General features: G+C 70.6%; 12 protein-coding genes. 2 read left to right on the top strand and 10 right to left on the bottom strand.

Annotated features, from left to right (window positions below; all coding sequences use genetic code 11):
- Window positions 1-9: 9 nt before the first annotated feature.
- Complete coding sequence (locus tag AKJ13_RS32380; RefSeq protein ID WP_200905713.1) at window positions 10-183, bottom strand: hypothetical protein; 174 nt, start codon at window positions 181-183, stop codon at window positions 10-12.
- Window positions 184-429: 246 nt separating this feature from the next.
- On the opposite strand from AKJ13_RS32380, the gene AKJ13_RS26845 reads away from it, so the two are divergent.
- Entirely contained in the window at window positions 430-1,644 is a 1,215-nt protein-coding gene (locus AKJ13_RS26845; protein WP_050736062.1) for an alpha/beta hydrolase, read from the top strand.
- A 409-nt stretch (window positions 1,645-2,053) separates the two neighbouring features.
- Window positions 2,054-4,303, top strand: a complete 2,250-nt coding sequence (locus AKJ13_RS26840) for a TonB-dependent siderophore receptor (RefSeq protein WP_007563015.1) — start codon at window positions 2,054-2,056, stop codon at window positions 4,301-4,303.
- A 281-nt stretch (window positions 4,304-4,584) separates the two neighbouring features.
- Here the strand turns inward: AKJ13_RS26840 and AKJ13_RS26835 are convergent, their stop codons facing one another.
- The 9 genes from AKJ13_RS26835 to AKJ13_RS26795 all read right to left on the bottom strand — a co-directional run bounded on the left by AKJ13_RS26835 (window position 4,585) and on the right by AKJ13_RS26795 (window position 15,590).
- On the bottom strand, window positions 4,585-6,108 hold the full coding sequence (locus AKJ13_RS26835; RefSeq protein WP_050736061.1) for a hypothetical protein: 1,524 nt from the start codon (window positions 6,106-6,108) through the stop codon (window positions 4,585-4,587).
- Window positions 6,108-6,782 carry an ATP-binding cassette domain-containing protein gene (locus AKJ13_RS26830; protein WP_050736060.1) on the bottom strand — a complete coding sequence of 225 codons (675 nt, stop codon included), beginning with the start codon at window positions 6,780-6,782 and terminating at the stop codon, window positions 6,108-6,110. The genes AKJ13_RS26835 and AKJ13_RS26830 overlap by 1 nt, the downstream gene beginning before the upstream one ends.
- A 4-nt stretch (window positions 6,783-6,786) precedes the next feature.
- Window positions 6,787-7,668 (bottom strand): putative selenate ABC transporter substrate-binding protein, encoded by an 882-nt coding sequence (locus tag AKJ13_RS26825; RefSeq protein ID WP_050736059.1) that lies wholly within the window; start codon window positions 7,666-7,668, stop codon window positions 6,787-6,789.
- Between the two features lie 142 nt (window positions 7,669-7,810).
- Window positions 7,811-8,041 (bottom strand): hypothetical protein, encoded by a 231-nt coding sequence (locus tag AKJ13_RS26820; protein ID WP_050736058.1) that lies wholly within the window; start codon window positions 8,039-8,041, stop codon window positions 7,811-7,813.
- Window positions 8,042-8,089: 48 nt separating this feature from the next.
- Complete coding sequence (locus tag AKJ13_RS26815; protein ID WP_050736057.1) at window positions 8,090-9,439, bottom strand: adenylate/guanylate cyclase domain-containing protein; 1,350 nt, start codon at window positions 9,437-9,439, stop codon at window positions 8,090-8,092.
- On the bottom strand, window positions 9,439-10,860 hold the full coding sequence (gene hflX / locus AKJ13_RS26810) for a GTPase HflX (RefSeq protein ID WP_050736056.1): 1,422 nt from the start codon (window positions 10,858-10,860) through the stop codon (window positions 9,439-9,441). Before hflX ends, AKJ13_RS26815 begins: the two co-directional genes overlap by 1 nt.
- Window positions 10,861-11,227: 367 nt before the next feature.
- Window positions 11,228-11,479: an RNA chaperone Hfq gene (gene hfq / locus AKJ13_RS26805; RefSeq protein ID WP_007563033.1), complete on the bottom strand. Its 252-nt coding sequence runs from the start codon at window positions 11,477-11,479 to the stop codon at window positions 11,228-11,230.
- Window positions 11,480-11,709: 230 nt separating this feature from the next.
- Window positions 11,710-13,074, bottom strand: a complete 1,365-nt coding sequence (locus AKJ13_RS26800) for a sigma-54 dependent transcriptional regulator (RefSeq protein ID WP_050736055.1) — start codon at window positions 13,072-13,074, stop codon at window positions 11,710-11,712.
- A complete protein-coding gene (locus AKJ13_RS26795) occupies window positions 13,071-15,590 on the bottom strand; it encodes an ATP-binding protein (protein WP_050736054.1) in 2,520 nt (839 codons plus the stop codon). The genes AKJ13_RS26800 and AKJ13_RS26795 overlap by 4 nt, the downstream gene beginning before the upstream one ends.
- Window positions 15,591-15,632: the final 42 nt, after the last annotated feature.

Below are 15,632 nucleotides of genomic sequence, written 5' to 3'. Positions count from 1 at the left end.
CGGAACCGGTCAGGCCTGCGGGGGCTGCCGGTGCTCGGCGCGGACCGGCACGCGCACGGCCTTGGCGGCGCGCAGGTCGGAGGCGATCTGGGCGATGAAGGCCTGGATCGACACGAGGCTGAACAGGCTGATCGAAGCCACCAGGGCGGCGGAAACCAGGATCTTGGCGGTAGCGGGGTCCACGGCGTGACGTCCTTGACGTAGGTCTCGCCACGGGCTGCCCGGGCGAGGGGCGCCGTCGAGGGCGCCCGCGATGAACCGAAGGTGGGCGTGCGGCCGCGGTTTCACCAGCGTCGCCGTGATGGGCCCGGCATGCGTGTGGGTTCGGGCTCTGGCGGAGCCGTTCCTGCGTCAACCGGAGGTGCTGGCCCAAGGCCCTGTTTCCCGCAATAAGCCGGCCCGGTGCGGGGCGCACCGGGGGAGAGACGTATGGCCGGCAAGGGGTTCGCGAAGGGAGCGGCGGAGCGGATCGCGGGCGGCCTCCTGGTGGGGGCGCTCGCGGTTCAGGGCGCGATCCTTGCGGCGGCGCCGGTCCGGGCCCAGGCGCCAGCCCAGGGACCTGCCAACGAGCCGATCACCCGGGCGGGCTACACCTATGTCGGCGGCCGCTACCAGAAGCTCGGCGACAAGACCGTGATGGTCGGCCAGATGTTCGTGCAGTCGCGCACGCCGGCCAAGATCACCCAGCCCTACCCGGTGGTGATGGTGCACGGCCTCGCCCAGACCGGGGTGAACTTCCTCGCCACCGCGGATGGCCGCCCGGGCTGGGTGCAGCGCTTCGTCGAGAAGGGCTACCAGGTCTACGTGGTCGATCAGGTCGGGCGCGGGCGCTCGGGCACCAACCCGGAGGTCTACGGCCCCTACGACCGGCTCGGCACCCGTAGCCTCGAGAAGACCTACACGGCGCCGGAGGTCTACGACCTGTTCCCGCAGGCCAAGCTCCACACGCAATGGCCGGGCGGCCCCGGCGTGCAGGGCAATGCCGCGTTCGACCAGTTCTTCGCCAGCCAGGTCCCGTTCCTGGCCAACGGCCAGCAGACGGAGGAGCTCGTCGATCCGGCCCTCGTGGCGCTGCTCGAAAAGATCGGGCCGGCGATCCTGCTCACCCATGGCCAGGGCGCTCTGTTCGGCTGGGCGGCCTCGGATGTGCGGCCCGACCTGGTGAAGGCGCATGTCAGCGTCGAGCCGAACGGGCCGCCCTTCTTCGACGTGCAGTTCCGCGGCGGCAAGGAGTTCTGGGAGAAGTCCGGCGACGGCCGCGCCCGCGCCTACGGGCTGACCCGGATGCCCCTGACCTTCGACCCGCCGGTCAAGGCGCCGGAGGATCTGGTCGTGGCGCAGCAGCCCAAGGGGGCGGACAAGGGAGCGGACGGCCAGATCCGCTGCTGGCTGCAGGCCGAGCCGGCCCGGGCCCTGCCGAACCTCGCCAAGGTGCCGGCCGTGGTCGTGACCGCCGAGGCCTCGTTCCACGCCACCTACGATGCCTGCACGGTCGCCTTCCTGACCCAGGCCGGCGCCAAGCCCGACGCGATCCGGCTGGCCGACCGGGGCCTGCGCGGCAACGGCCACATGGTGATGCTGGAAACCAACAGCGACGCCGTGGCGGATCTCGTGGCCGGCTGGATCGGGTCCCACGTGAAGTAGCCGCCTCGGAGCGGGCCGCGCTATCCGCACATCGACTGCGGAAGGCGGGATGCGCCTCCCGTGCGGGCGAGGAGATCCGCGCCTTGTCCGAAGATGTGTGAAACCGCGAGCCGGGGCGGGGTGAGCGGTGCGCCGCCTCGCGGTCGTCCACAGGCGTCTGCATGGGCCTGGGCTCGAGCCGCGCCGCCGCGCAGGCGGGGCGCATCATCGCCGCGTGTTGAAACCGCAACAGCCCTCGCCTTCCGCGTGTGACCCGCTTGCGGCCAAGCCTGGCCGCACGTACTGCGTGTAGCGGAAAGCTGAACGAAAACAGCAGTTTATCACAATTCTAAAGAGCGGGGCAGCCCCGTCGGGACCGATCCCGGCGAACGCGGCCGGCTGTCCACGGCGTCGTACAGGGCTCAGGCAGATGAGAGTCGTTCACCCCCGTTCCGGCGCCCTCCGCGCGCTTCTCGCCGGCGCCTCCCTGGCGGTGCTGGCGCAGGCCGTGCCGGCGCAGGCCCAGGACGCGACGCCGCCGCGCCGGGGCGTCTCCCGTCCGCCGGCCGAAGGCAGCGTGCAGCTCGACGAGATCAGTGTCGAGAGCCGCGGCGGCGGCCCGGTCCAGGCGGCGCGCTCCACCGCGGCCTCGCGCGCCGTGGAGAGCCCGACCGGCCCGATCGACGGCTTCGTGGCGAAGCGCTCGAACACCGCGACGAAGACCAACACCCCGCTGATCGAGGCGCCGCAATCGATCACCGTGATCGGGCGCCAGCAGCTCGACGCCCAGAACGCCCAGACCCTGACCCAGGCGACCCAGTACGTCGCGGGCGCGTATGGCGGCGTGTTCGGGGCGGATTCGCGCATCGACTACCTGACCCTGCGCGGCTTCGTGGTGAGCGATTTCGGCATCTACCGCGACGGGCTGCAGCAGCTGAATTACGGCTTCGGCTACTTCAAGACCAACACGTTCGGGCTCGAGCGCATCGAGGTGCTGCGCGGCCCGGCCGCGGTGCTGTTCGGGGCCGGCAGCCCGGGCGGCATCGTCAACCAGGTGACCAAGCGCCCGACCCTCGACCCGTTCGGCTATGCCGAGGTCGGCGGCGGCTCGTTCGGCCAGAAATACGCCGCCTTCGATTTCGGCGGCCCGGCCGACCAGGAGGGCCACTGGTTCTACCGGCTGACCGGCTACGGCCGCCACGGCGGAACCCAAGTCGAGGGCGCCCCGGACGACAGCTTCTACATCGCGCCGGCGGTCACCTATAAGCCGGACGGGGCGACGCGCTTCACCTTCCTGTCGAGCTTCCAGCACGACAACACCGCGGTGACGTCGAATTTCCTGCCGTATTTCGGGACGGTGCGGCCCAACGCCTCCGGCCTGCGCATCCCGCGCTCGCTCAATGTCGGCGATGCCGGCTTCAACACCTTCCAGCGCGACCAGGCCTTCCTGGGCTACGAGTTCGAGCACGATTTCAACGAGACCTGGACCTTCCGGCAGAACCTCCGCTACTCGTTCCTCAAGAGCTTCCAGAACTCGGATATCGGCCAGCTCGGCTACAGCAACCCGGCCCAGACGCTGCTCGCCCGCTACCAGTTCCGGGACAGCGCCAAGGTCAACCTGTTCCAGGTCGACAACCAGGCCGAGGCGCGGTTCTTCGACGGATACTTCCGTCACGACCTGCTGATGGGCCTGGACTACAAGGATTACCGCCTGAACGACAACCAGGCGTCGCTGTTCCCGGCGAGCGACCTGAATATCCTCGCCCCGGCCTACGGCCTGCCCACCGGGACGCCGTCGCCGTACCTGATCAATTCCGACGCGTTCAAGCAGCTCGGCCTCTACCTGCAGGACCAGATCAAGATCACCGACCGGCTCACCCTGCTGGTGGGCGGCCGCCAGGATTTCGCCGACAACCGGGTTGTGGACAAGCTCAACAACGGCACGGGCAACAACGGCCGCAGCGACAACGGCACCACCTACCGCACGGCGCTGATCTACAATTTCGACAACGGGCTCGCCCCCTATGTCAGCTACTCGACCTCGTTCCAGCCGCTGATCGGCACCGGTCTCAACAACCAGACCTTCAAGCCCGAGACCGGCAAGCAGGTGGAGGGCGGCGTGAAGTTCGAGCCGCCCGGCCAGGGCTACTTCGTCACCCTGGCGGGCTTCGACATCCACCGCCAGAACGTGCTGACCGCCAATCCGATCAACCCGCTGTTCAACGCCCAGCTCGCCGAGGTCCGGTCCACAGGCTTCGAGGCGCAGCTCGTCGCGAGCCTGTTCGACGGCCTCAACGTCGCGGCCTCGTACACGATCTACGGGCTGACCAACGAGCGGGGCGGCCCGGACCTGATCGGCAAGGTGCCGGTCAACATCCCGGAGAACTTCGCCAACCTGTTCGTCGACTACACCATCCCGACCGGCGACCTGCGCGGCTTCGGCTTCGGCGGCGGCGTCCGCTATGTCGGCCGCTCCTTCGCGGATGTCGCCAACGCCTTCCGGGTGCCGGATTACGTGCTGTTCGACGCGCAGGTCCATTACGATTGGGAGCGCTGGCGGCTGCAGGTCAACGCGACGAATATCGGCGACCGCCGCTTCGTCTCGTCCTGCCAGACGACCACGTCCTGCTTCTACGGCGATGCCCGGCGGGTCCTGGCGAGCGTGAGCTACAAATGGTGAGGCACCCGCCTCGCCGGTCTTGAGAGCGCACGCGAATATCGCGTCGTAAGTATCAGATTCAGAAATGTTTTTGTCTCTGTAGACGTCTCGGTGTCCACCCGGTCATCCCGGGGCGCCACAGGCGAGCCCGGGATCCGGAGCCGCCGACGTGCCAGGCTCCGACCGGACGGTGTGTCTGGATCCCGGGCTCCGCTGCGCGGCCCCGGGACGACGGGGGGCCGGCGGGACGCTCCGCTGCCTTCTGCCAACGCCCTGAAAGAGCTGACCCGGTCCGGATCCCGTCAGCCCGCCGCGGGCTGCGGCCCGGACAGGCGGGTCGGCAGGGTGTCGATGCGCAGGGACCGGCGCAGGCCCCGGGAGAGGGCGTCCACCGCCACGGTCACGCCGGCGGTGGCGACGATCAGCACCACGGCCACGTCGAGGCGCAGCTCCGAGATCGCGGCGTCGACGTAGAATCCCAGCGTCGTCACCCCCAGGATGCCGAAGATCGCGCTCTCGCGCAGGATCAGCTCCCAGCGGTAGAGCAGGTAGGCCAGGAACTGGCCGTAGAGGCGTGGCACCGTCTCGTAGGCGTAGAGGTTCAGCCCCGTGGGCGCGTCGGCCCGGTAGGGCAGCGCGTCGGCGTGCCGGCCCATCAGGTAGGCGACGATCCCGGCATTGTGCAGCGCCAGCGCGAGGATCGCTGGCAGCATCGAGGGGCCCAGCAGCTGCAGGCCGCAATAGGCCAGCATGTATTCCGGGGTCGAGCGCACCACCACGAGGAGCACGCGCCCGAGCGGCCGTCCGAGCGGCCCGGCGAAGCGCCGTGCGGTGAGCGGGAACAGGACCAGCGCCCCGAGCGCGGTCGCCGCCAGGGCGATCTGCGCCAGGATCAGGGTCTGGATCGTGCCCGGCAGGATCTGGTCGGCGAGGATCGGGCGCAGCCAGGACCAGAGCCGTGCCCAGGTTTCGGAATCGGTGAGCATGGCGCCGCGCAGGGGCGCCGGCACGATGTCGTGGCCAAGGAAGCGCGCGAGGCTCGCCCCGATGGCCGCGTTGCCGATCGCCGGGGGCAGGGCCAGCGGGGCGGCGGAGAGCAGGAGCGGCACGGTCCAGCCGCGGATCCAGAGCCGGCGGGTGCCGATCAGCGCGTAGAACACCAGGAGCAGCGCCCCGGCCTCGGCGTAGCGACCCTGGCGAAAGGCGGATTCGAGGTAGAAGCCCATGGTCGGCAGGCCGATGAAGCCGAGCACCAGGCTGGAGCGCAGGCCGCATTCGAGCCGGTAGAGGGTGTAGTCGCGCAGCCGCCCGGCGACTTCGGGCAGGCGGGCATACAGGAAGGCCGAGACCGCGCCCGTGCCCGCGGGCAGCACCCGGACCGCCGCGAGGTCGGCCTCCTCGATGATCTCGGCATAGACCTTGGCGCAGATGCCCGCGTAGGGCAGCGCGATGGCGAGAACGCCGGTCGTGGCCGAGAGGCCGAAGACCTGCATCAGCAGCAGCGCCCAGAACAGCTCGTGCACGGCGCGCAGGCCCGCGCAGGCGAGCCGGATTGTGCGGGAGCGGGCGAACGGGATCGCCAGCAGCAGGCCGCTCCCGGCCCCGAGCCCGACGCCCAGCACCGCGAAGGCCACCGTGTAGACGACGCTCCAGCCCTCCACCGACGGGAAGTCGGGCCGGACCAGGCCGTCGAGCAGGCGGGCGAGGTCGGCGAACGGGTGCAGGGTGGTGACGTGCAGGTCCGCGACCAGCAGGCCCGCCAGCGCGGCCGCCAGGAACCAGCGGCTCACCGCCGCGTAGCCAGGCCGCGGCACGGCGAGCCGCATCAGGCGGCCTCGTAGAAGGGGCGCAGCCGTTCCGGATCGAGCGCCTTGGCCGGGGCGTCGAGGACGATCCGGCCGGCCTCCAGCACCACGATCCGGTCGGTCTGGGCGAGCGCCAGGGCCACGTCGTGGAGCGCCAGGATCAGGGTCTCGTGGCTCTGTGCCATCTCGGCCAGCACCCGGGCGCCCTGCTGGCGGTCCAGGGCCGAGACAGGCTCGTCGCCCACCAGGATCGGCCGGCCGTTATAGAGGGCGCGGGCCACCGAGACCCGCTGCTGCTGGCCGCCGGAGAGCTCCCCGGCCTTCGCCCAGAGCGTGTCCGCCAGGCCGACCCGGTCGAGGATCCTTTGCACGGCGTCGATGTCGGCCTTGGCCGGGCGGACCAGGGTGCGCAGGTTGTGCAGGGTCGAGCGCCGGTCGAGCCGGCCCATATAGACGTTGTGGAACACCGAGAGGGTCCGAACCAGGGCGGCGGCCTGCGGCACCAGCGCGACTTTTTCGGTCGCCTGCGCTTGGATCAAGCCGATCAGGGTCGACTTGCCGGCGCCGGAGCGACCCATCAGGGCGACACGCTCGCCGACCCGGACGGTCAGGTCGATGCCCGACAGGACCGTGCGGCCGCCATAGGCGGCGGAGGCGTTCTCCAGGACGATCTCCGCCCGGGACCCGTCCGCCACCGCCTCAATCCAGCAGGCCGGTGGAGCGGCCGACCTCCACCAGGGGCTCGTAGGCGGCGTTGGTGACCGGGAGGAATTTCGAGCGCCCGAACGGTTCCAGAATCGCCGGGTCGGTGACGCCGACGAGGGCGTCCTTCAGCTTCTCGGTGAAGCCGGGGCCGTAGGTCCGGTCCACGTCGCCGCGCACGGTCCATTGGTAGTCCGGGAAGGTCGGGCTCTCCCAGATCACCGACACCGTCTTGGGATCGACCTTGCCGGCCTTCGTGTCGAGGTCCCAGACCGAGTAGTCGACGGCGCCGACCGCGAAGGCGCCGGACTGCACCAGCTGGATCGTGCGGCTGTGGTCGCCGGAAAATCCGACCCGGGCAAACACCTGCTCCGGATTCTTCCCCGGGAAGGCCTGGCGGATGAAGTATTCCGGCATCAGCCGCCCGGAGGTCGAGGCCCGGGCGCCGAACGTGAAGGTTTTTTCCGCGATCGCCTTCGGAAAATCCTTCCTGGGCTTCAGCCCGGTGGCGGAATTGGCGATGAGGTAGGTCTTGAACGCCGCGTCCTCGGCGCCCTGGGTGATCGCCTGGGAGCCCGGCACGGCGCGGCGTGCCTGGACCCCGGTGAAGCCGCCGAACCAGGCGAGTTGCACTTGGCCGTTGGTGAAGGCGGTCACCGCCGCCGGGTAGCTCTTCACCGGGATGTAGCGCACCGGGACGCCGAGCTTGGCCTCGAGATAGGTCGCGACCTTGCCGAAGCGCTCGACAAGGCGGTTCTCGTCCTGGTCGGGGATGCCGGTGAACACGAGGGGCGGAACCGGCTTCTCCTGCGCGGCCGTGCCGAGCGCGAGGGCCCACCAAACCAGAGCGAACCGCCCTACCCGTCCCAGCCCCGGCATGGATCCTCCGCCGTGTCGCGCCGAGCTTCGGCGCGCTCAAACTGGCCGATGCGTAGCAGACGGCGCCGCGCCCGGCACCCTCCAAGCCCGGTCATCCGGTCATGGGCCTGCGCGGTGGCCGCACAGGCCTACGGGCTCAGCGTTAGTGGCGGCGCATCATGGGATGGCGGTGGTGCCGGCGCATCATGTGATGGCGGCTGCGCATCACGCCCCGGGAGGTCATCCGGGCGCCGCGGTGCATGCCGCCGAAATTGCTGTTGCCGGTGGCGGCGGCGTTCCGGTCGAGGCCGTCGCCGGGGGCCGCGAGGCTCGGGCTGGCGGCGCCTAGGACGAGGCCGAGCGCGAGGGTCGCGCCGAGGAGGATCTTGTTCATGGGGTGATCGGACTTTCCGCGACCCTGCGCCGCGCCGATCCGAACGGATCAGCCGCGCGCTTGTTCCGGGACGCCCCGGACCTCGGGTGTCTCCACCACAGCAAACAGGGCCGGCTGCGCATTGCGCGCATCCGGCACCGGGACGGCCCGGATGCGGGGCGGCAGCGGCCCCCCGAGCAGGTCCAGGAAATCCCCCGAGGCGGCGATTCCGATCTCGGCCGCCTTGGCCCGGGCCTCCAGGCGCGACAGGGCGTTCATGGCCGGGCCCAGCACCGTGTACTCGGCCCGGACCCCGTCATCGAACACCCCGACCAAGAGGTCGCCGGCATGCAGGGCGACCACCACCCGCAGGGTGAACAGCCCCTCCCTTTCCCGGGCTTCGTTGAGGGCGGCGATGCGGTCCTGGAGCGACAGGGCGCAGGCGAGCGCCGCCCGGGCCTGCGCCCGGGGGCGGCCGACCACGAACTGCACCAGCACCGCGTCACCGACATACTTGTCCACGAGGCCGCCCTGCTCGGCCACCGCGGCCTGGGCGGCGGCCCGGACGGCGAGCAGGGCCGTCACCATCGCCTCGGGCGGATGCTCCCGGCTCAGCCGCGAGAAGCCGCGGATGTCGAGGACCATCAGGCAGGCATGGCGCCGGTGGATGCCCATGGCGGCGTCCGCGTCCTCGGCGGCCAGATCGAGAGCCACCGTGTCGGGCACGAACCGGGCGAGCTGGGCGCGCTCGTGCTCCATGCGCAGGGCCCGGGCGACGGCGTCGCGCAGGCGGACCACACCGTCGATCACCAGCAGGCCGGCCGCCACGAAGGTGGCGAGCCCGGTGATCTGCGCGGTCGGGAAGGAATCCGGCCCCGGGAACAGGTCCGGCCAGGCCAGCCCGACCAGGAAGGTTGCGGTCCAGCAGGTGGTCACCACCGCGCAGAACAGCAGGGTCTGGGCGACCCGCATGCTCAGGCCGGTCTGGAGCAGGAGCAGGAAGGCCGGCAGGCGGCTCACCGCGTCGGCGCCGAGGCCGGCTCCGCCGCCGGCCAGCATGTGCTCGATGATCACGTAGACGGCGAGCCCGGCATTGAGCAGGGTCCCGGCCCAGCTATAGGCCGCCGCCGCGGGCCCCCCGCCCCGCTCGCCCAGCCCGAACCAGATCGTGCCGACGCCGTAGAGGCCGAGGATGAACCAGTGGCTCAAGGCGTGCAGCGAGCCGTCATAGGCCTGGGCCGCCATCAGCAGCACCAGCACGATCACGATCCGCAGCCCGAGCAGCCGCAGGCCGCCGCCCGCCTGCATGGCGCGCAGGACCGCGGCGTCGTCCTCGGCCACCTCCGCCTTGCGCCCGGTGCGGTCCCGGGCGCTCAGCGCGGCGGGGAGCGGCGGGGTCCGGGCACCGCCCGAGGCCATCACGCCCCCCGGTCGAGGCGCCGGGCCGCGCTGAACCGGTTGAGGAAGCGCGGCTCCTTCTCGGGGGCGATCCGGATCGCGAGGTGCAGGGTGCCGTCGGCCTCGGCGCGCCGGTCGAGGATCTCCGCGTTTTCGTAGAGCCAGTTGAGCGCCGCCCCGTCCTCGGGCGGCAGCGACACCGCGAAGCTCGCCCGGTGGCGGCCGATCCGCGCCTCGATCCGGGCCGTGAGCGCGGCGAGCCCTTCCCCGGTCAGCGCCGAGACCAGGACCGGCGCGTCGCTGTCGCGGTCGTTGCGGGCCTTGGACTGGCCGCTGAGATTCATCAGCCGGGTCCGCTCGTCGTCATCCAGGAGGTCGGACTTGTTCCAGACCTCGATGATCCGCTCGGCCGTGGTCTCGATGCCGAGCTCGCGCAGCACCTCGCCGACATCCTCGGCCTGGGCCTCGGAATCGACGTGGCTGACGTCGCGCACGTGCAGGAGCACGTCGGCCTCGATCGCGTCCTCCAGGGTCGCCCGGAACGCCGCGATCAGCGGGGTCGGCAGGTCGGAGATGAAGCCCACCGTGTCGGACAGGATCACGGTCTCGCCGTGGGGCAGCTTGGTCGCCCGGGCGGTGGGGTCGAGGGTGGCGAACAGCATGTCCTTGGCGGTGACCTCGGCCTGGGTCAGGGTGTTGAATAGGCTCGATTTTCCGGCATTGGTGTAGCCCACCAGGGCGACGATCGGGTAGGGCACCCGGGCGCGGCTCTGCCGGTGCAGGCCGCGGGTCCGCACCACCGCGTCGAGGTCGCGTTCGATCCGGGTCATGCGCTCCTGGATCATGCGCCGGTCGGCCTCGATCTGGGTCTCACCGGGGCCGCCCAGGAAGCCGAAGCCGCCGCGCTGCCGCTCCAGGTGGGTCCAGGACCGGACCAGCCGCGACTTCTGGTAGGCCAGATGCGCGTGCTCGACCTGGAGCGTGCCCTCCCGGGTCGAGGCGCGCCGCCCGAAGATCTCGAGGATCAGGCCGGTCCGGTCGATGACCTTGGCGCCCCATTCCTTTTCTAGGTTGCGCTGCTGCACCGGCGAGAGCGCGCAATCCATCACCACGAGGCCGATCTCGCGGGCGCGGATCAGCCCGGCGATCTCCTCCACCCGGCCCTTGCCGAGATAGGTCGAAGGGCGGATGCGCGGCAGGCTGATCGCGAGGCTCTCGACCACGTCGAGCTCGATGGCGGCGGCGAGCCCGGTGGCCTCGTCGAGGCGCGCCTCGACGGAGCGGCTCGGCTGGGCGGCGCCGTTGCCCGGCACCCCCGGCCCGTGCACGCCGCGCGCCAGATAGGGCCCGATCACCAGGGTGTGGGTCGCCGCGGCGATCTCGCCCTCGGGCGCGGCCTGTGCCTGGAGGCGGGCTTCGCCGGACGTCAGCGTTTCGGTCATGCAACCTTTAACGCCGCCCGCGTGCGGGCGGCTTCGTTCGAGAAGTCGGATTGTTCGAGATGGGGATTGGGCAGGGCCGGGCCAAGATGCCGGGCTTCAAGAGGTTTAAATCGGAGCGATCGGAATCCGGAGGCTCGCTCGACTCGGGCTATCCCACCCGCGCCCTCAACCTGAGGCGACGGAGCGCAGCAGCCTCGAAGGAGCCCTCCAGCCGGCCCGGCGATCCCTGGAGGGCCCCTTCGAGGCTGCTGCGCAGCACCTCAGGATGAGGGGGAGATCGGGATAGGGTTGGGATTTGCCGCCCGCTGCTGGCGAATCGCGGCCTTAGCCTTGGAGAGAGCGAACCGATCGCTCGCCCCTCAACACATCACGCCTTCTCGGCGGTCTCGTCCGGCTCGAACAGCTGCACCGGGTGGCCCGGCATGATCGTCGAGATCGCGTGCTTGTAGACCAGCTGCGAGTGGCCATCCCGGCGCAGCAGCACGCAGAAATTGTCGAACCAGGTGACCACGCCCTGGAGCTTGACGCCGTTGACGAGGAAGATGGTCAGCGGGATCTTGTTCTTGCGGACATGATTGAGGAACGTGTCCTGAAGGTTCTGTGCGCGTTCGCCCGCCATCTTCTTTGCCTTCTTGTTGTCCCGGCGCGAAAGGCCCGGGTTGGGTACGCAACGTTGGGTCCGTCACGCGCGGGATCGTCCGATCATCCCGCCCGGACCGGATATACAGCATGACCGCGCGAAAGCGTGGGGGCAAGCAAGGCCCGCGCCCGCCGATCCGTAACGGATCGGCGCCTCTTTCACGGACCGCGCCGAGACTGCGCCTGCAAGATCCCGGCCGCCCCGGATCGCTACGGGCCGATGCCCAGGGACTTCAGCTTGCGGTGCAGCGCCGAGCGCTCCATGCCGATGAACTCGGCCGTGCGCGAGATGTTGCCCGAGAACCGCGCGATCTGCGCCACGAGGTACTCGCGCTCGAAGATCTCGCGGGCCTCGCGCAGCGCCAGGCTCATCAGCTTCTCGCCGCCCGCGCCCCCCGGGGTAGTCGGCACCAGGGCGCCGATCTCGGAGGGCAGCATCTCGGAGGTGACCTCCTGCTCCGGGTCGGCCTGGGTCAGGATCATCAGGCGCTCGACGTTGTTCTTGAGCTGGCGGACGTTGCCCGGCCAGTTGTGCGACTGGAGCACCGCCATCGCGTCCTCGGCGATGACCCGCTTGGGCAGGCCGGTCTGGGACGAGATGTTGTTCATGAAGAACTGGATCAGCTCGGGCACGTCCTCGCGGCGCTCCGACAGGGCCGGCACCCGGATCGGCACCACCGAGAGCCGGTGGAACAGGTCCTCGCGGAAGCGGCCCGCGGCGATTTCTTCCTGCAGGTCCCGGGATGAGGACGAGATGATGCGCACGTCGACATGCACCCGGGTGGTGCCGCCGACCCGTTGAAAATTCTGGTCGACAAGGACGCGCAGGATCCGGTTCTGGGTCTCGCGGGGCATGTCGGCGACCTCGTCGAGGTAGAGGGTGCCGCCATGGGCCTCCTCCAGGGCGCCGACCCGCCGGCCGGACTCGCCCTCGACCCCGAACAGCTCCGCCTCCATCGTCTCCGGCAGGATCGCGGCCGCGTTGAGCAGCACGAAGGGGCCGTTCGCACGCGCCGAGGCCTTGTGCAGGCTGCGGGCGGCGAGCTCCTTGCCGGAGCCGAGTGCCCCGGTGATCATCACCCGGGCGTTGGTCGGCGCCACCCGGTCGATGGTCTGGCGCAGCTGGTTGATCGCCAGCGAGCCGCCGACGATGCGGTTGGGGTTGCCCGAGCGCGCCGTCAGGTCGCGGACCTCGCGCCGGAGCCGGGAGGCTTCCAGCGCGCGCTCGGCCACCAAGATCAGCCGGTCGGCCTTGAACGGCTTCTCGATGAAGTCGTAGGCCCCCGCCTTGATGGCCGAGACCGCGGTCTCGATGTTGCCGTGGCCCGAGATCATCACCACCGGCAGGTCCGGGTTGGCGGCCTTGATCAGGTCGAGCACCTGCAGGCCGTCGAGGCGCGAGCCCTGCAACCAGATGTCCAGGAACACCAGGTGCGGCCGGCGCGCCTCGATGGCGGCGAGCGCCTCGTCGGAGCCGCCGGCCGTGCGGCAGCGGTGGCCCTCGTCGTCGAGGATGCCCGCCACGAGGTCGCGGATGTCGGCCTCGTCGTCGACAATCAGGATATCGGCGCTCATGCGTGCATCTCCGCGATCCGGGGGGCCGTCGGTGCGGCGCCCTTCTCCTCTGTCGTGACGGGACTGGTCTGCGGACCCGGGGCGGACGGCTCGGGCCCGTGCTCGCGCGGGACCCGCATCTGAACCTGCCCACCACGGCCGGCGGGATTGTCGTTCAACGCGATCCCGCCGCCGTGCTCCTCAAGCACCTTGCTGACGATAGCAAGCCCCAGCCCCGTGCCACCCTCGCGTGTGGTCATGTAGGGCTCGAGCAGCCGCTGGCGCCCCTCCACCGGAAATCCCTTGCCGTTGTCGGTGACCGTGATCACCGCGAAACCGTCCTCGACCGCCAGGCTCAGGGCGATCTTGCCCTTGCCGAGCTCGGCCGGCGGCACCTCGGCCACCGCCTCGACGGCGTTCTTCAGGATGTTGGTGATCACCTGGCTGAGCAGCCGGATGTCGAAGGCCGCCACGATCTTCTCCGCGCTGCCGGCGCCGCCCTGCGCCGAGAACGCGAAATCGATGTCCGGATGCGCCACGCGCATCATGAACAGGTTCTGCTTGGCGATCTCGGTCAGGTCGTTCGGGGCGATGGCAGGCTTGGGCATCCGCGCGAAGGCCGAGAACTCGTCGACCATGCGCTTGATCTCGTCGACCTGACGCACGATCGTGGCGGTGCATTGGTCGAACACCTCCTTGTCGGCGGTGATGACCTTGCCGTACTTGCGCCGGATGCGCTCGGCGGAGAGCTGGATCGGGGTCAGGGGGTTCTTGATCTCGTGGGCGATGCGGCGGGCGACGTCGCCCCAGGCGGAGCTGCGCTGCGCCTGGACGAGGTCGGTGATGTCGTCAAGGGTCACCACCGAGCCGCGGGAGGTCCCCTGGGCCTGCTCGCTCGTGACCCGCACCGTGACGGTGCGCTCGCCCCGGGACCGGGTGAGCTGGAGCTGCTGCTGCTGGAGGGCGCGCGGGCGGCTCTCGCTCTCGGCGAGCACGGGGGCGAGCTCCGGCACCGCCCGGGCCAGCGGCTGGCCGATCAGGGCCTCGCTCTCCAGGTCGAGCATCCGCTCGGCGGCCGGGTTGGCGATGGTGACGAAGCCCGCCGCGTCGAGGCCGATCACCCCGGGCGAGACCCCCGACAGCACGGCCTCCGTGAACCGGCGGCGGGTGTCGATCAGGTCGTTGGCGGCGATCAGCCCGGTATGCTGGCGCCGCAGCTCCTGCGTCATCTTGTTGAAGCTCTCGCCGAGATGGGCCAGGTCGCCGCTGGTCTTCTTGGTCGGCACCTGGGCGTAGAAGTTGCCCGACGCGACCTGGTCGGCGGCGTTGATCAGCCGCCGGATCGGCGCCACGAACCGGTTGGCGAAGTTCATCCCGAACCACACCGCCGAGAGCAGCGCGATCAGGGCGATCAGCAGGAACACCGACGCGAAGGTGATCTGGATCGAGCGCCGGAGCGAATCGTAGGTCAGGTACTCGGCCGCCGCCGCCCGCGACACGCCCGGGAAGTCGATGGCGAGCTGGCTGACCTCCCGCTGCACCATCAGCACCGCGTCGTCGTAGGCCGGCATCCGCAGGAGCGCGGCGAAGACCCGGCCCTCCGAGGGCAGCAGGCAGATCGGGTCGGTGGAGGTCGCCGCCTCCTCGAAGGCCGCCGCCGAGGGCAGCCGGACCTGCTTGAGCACGTCGATCTTGGCCCGGGCGACCACGTCGGTCGGCCCGCGCATGATCTGCGCCACCGGCAGGCCGAGATTGGTCGCCCGGGTGGTCAGGAAGTTCTCGAACCAGGCCCGGTCCCGGTCGAAATTCGGGCGCGCCCGGGTCAGGTCGTCGACGAGGATGCGGATCTCCCGGGCCAGCGACTGGCACTGGTTCTCCTGGTAGGCGTCGGCCACCTCGACGGATTTGAGCACCACGTCGCGGACCCGGTCGGTGAAGCCCAGCGACAGGCCGCGGTCGATGGTCACCGACGCCACCACGGCGAGCAGCACGGTCGGCAGGATCGCGATCAGCGAGAACAGGCCGACGATGCGCGAGTGCAGCCGGGCCACCGCCGCGTTGGCCTTGCGGGCGTGCAGGAAGACCCGCGCCTCCCAGGCGATCACGAAGACGAGCCCGAGCACCAGGGCGGCGTTGATGCCGAGCAGCGTGACGCCGTAGGCCGGCGTCGGCGTCACCCGGATCACCCCGGCCAGGATCAGGAAGGTCGCCAGCGCCGAGACCAGCGCGGTCACCACCACGGCGGCGCCGATCCAGCCCGGCCCGCGCGGCCCCGGCCGCAGCGACTCCGCGAGCGGCGTGCCCGGGTCCGGGGTTGGGTCCGCCAAGAATTCCGACGCCGTTTCCTGTGTCGCGGCTTCCTGGGCGACGGCCTCTGGCGCAACGGCCTCTTGGCCGGCGCCCTGCGCGGTCTCCTCGGCCGGCGGCCTCGACCCCTCGCCTGCCCCCTCGGCCACCGGCTCGGCGGACGAACGGGCAGCCCCCTCGGGGTCCGGCGCAGGGCCTTCCACAGGCGGTGAGCGTCGCAGGAACGGCATGACTGGTGCAGGGCCACAACAGTGTGGCGGAATTAATACGAG

Source organism: Methylobacterium sp. ARG-1 (genome assembly GCF_001262595.1).
Taxonomy (GTDB): domain Bacteria; phylum Pseudomonadota; class Alphaproteobacteria; order Rhizobiales; family Beijerinckiaceae; genus Methylobacterium; species Methylobacterium brachiatum.
This window is presented reverse-complemented; position numbering and strand designations above follow the sequence as displayed.